The organism is Sphaerisporangium sp. NPDC051017 (assembly GCF_040683095.1).
In the GTDB taxonomy this organism is placed as follows: Bacteria; Actinomycetota; Actinomycetes; order Streptosporangiales; family Streptosporangiaceae; genus Sphaerisporangium.
Genome location: NZ_JBFBCI010000147.1, coordinates 1 through 1722 on the forward strand (window position 1 = coordinate 1; position 1722 = coordinate 1722).

The 1722-nt window shown below is 62.8% G+C and carries 2 protein-coding genes; both read right to left on the reverse strand.

Annotated features, from left to right (window positions below; translation table 11 throughout):
- Positions 1 to 73 precede the first annotated feature (73 nt).
- On the reverse strand, positions 74 to 1162 hold the full coding sequence (locus AB0M95_RS40915) for an ATP-binding protein (RefSeq protein WP_363777158.1): 1089 nt from the start codon (positions 1160 to 1162) through the stop codon (positions 74 to 76).
- A partial coding sequence (locus tag AB0M95_RS40920; protein ID WP_363777161.1) for a DUF4194 domain-containing protein occupies positions 1155 to 1722 on the reverse strand: 568 nt, incomplete at its 5' end. The genes AB0M95_RS40920 and AB0M95_RS40915, both read right to left, overlap by 8 nt.

Consider the following 1722-nt stretch of genomic DNA (forward strand, 5'->3'; position numbering starts at 1 on the left):
GTGTGGATCAACAAGCCACCCACGACCCTCCAGAGCGACACTTCACCTCAAACCACACAAGTAGCCTGATGTCTCACCCGGTTTGACAGGTTGCGGTGAGGGACAGATAGAGCTTCTCCGCCGCGGACGACTCCTGATTCTGCCGGTCGAGCTGCCCTCTCAACAGCGTCACGCTCGCCTTGAGGCGGTCGATTTCCGTGCGGAGCACCTGCAGGTGAATGCCGCGCAGGTAGTGCTCCACAGGAGGGCCAAGCATGACCCCCGCTCGGCTGGCAATATCTTTCGCGGCGAGGTAGGTAGTCCAATGCGCTGGGACTTCCTGGAGGGTCTTGGCCTGGTCACGGGCCCGGCGGGCTGTTTCAAACGCGTCGTTGAGCGGGTTGAAGGACTCGATCATCTTCTGCGCTGCAGCGAAGGTGGCGGGCTCGTCGAGCATGTTGTCGCGGATGAACAGGTTGAGGTCGCCGACATTCTTCATGGCCTTGGCCTTGCCCAACAGCGCCAGCGCGGTCTTGGAGGTACCGAGCCCAACCCGTTTGGCGAGCTCCCGCATGTAGGCGTCCTGGCTGTCCGGGTAGCTGGCCGGGTGAGCGGTCCTAAACCAACGCGTGTCGAACCCTTCACCATGGGTCGCCCACTCGTCGAGCAGGTTCAGGTCGAACTGACCGTGATGGAGCTGGTACATCGTCTTGAGCGCGGCTCCATCGGTCTCCGAACCGCTGAACCATTTGACCACCACCGCGGTGGTGACCTGACCGAGACCATCGTCGTAAGTCGCGGCGACAGCTGACCACGTCGGCTTCCCAGCTCGCAGGTAGCGGACCTGCGATTGGCCGTGCTCGTCGTTGGTCTCTGACCAGGCGCCCCGCACGTAATCGGGGGTGCTGCGACTGCCCTGCTTGGCGCCGCGTGCGGTCAGGTCGGCCGAGGCGTTGAACCGCTGCTCCCGGGTAGGCAGTAGTGCGACCGAGTGGGCATCCATTAGGGACGACTTCCCCGACCCCGACGGACCGGTGAACAGCACGCCGCGCTCATCGATTGGGAAATCCTTGTAGCCGCAGAACGTGCCCCAGTTGACCACTTGCAGGCGGGTCAGTCGGAACTGTCCGAGGAATACCGAGCGGGTCCCCCTGGCCTCACGCATTCGCTTCTCCTCAGCCATGTCGCAGCTCACCAGTGACTTCGCCGGTCCCATCCTCGGGCTGCGTTGCGGGCTCGGCCATGCCATTGGCAAGCGCCATGTAGCGTGCATGCAGGGCCTCGACACGGTCGGCAGTGAGGATAGAGGCGATGACCGGGTAGATGATGTACCGGTTGGTGCCCTTGATCGGCTTGATGATGGAGGCATCTTCGAGCGCTTGGACCGCAGTGGCCATCTTCCGCTGATAGCCAACATCATCGGTGTCGTCTGGCCGCTTGTAGGCCAGCATGTGGTCGATCATGTCGTCGCGTTCGACCACCGCATCGTCGGGCGCCACGACGTACTGGTTGTACAGGTACAGGGCAAGCGCGCTCGCCGCGAGGCTTAGCGTACGCGCCCGCAATAGGGTCCGGCTGTGCGGACTCGGATCGTCGCCTTGGCGGGTGAAGGCATAGCGCAGTTCCCGGTTGACCTCTAGCACCAGGCCGTGAGGGGCCGAGATCATTCCGGACAGCGGAATTTGTGATTGTACTTTACGAGGCCAGCTGAAGCTCTGCGTACTCATCGAGAGCCTCGAATGG

Excerpts from the sequence above, each read along its gene's own strand:
- AB0M95_RS40915 (WP_363777158.1), bottom strand. The coding sequence starts at position 1,162 with ATGGCTGAGGAGAAGCGAATGCGTGAGGCCAGGGGGACCCGCTCGGTA.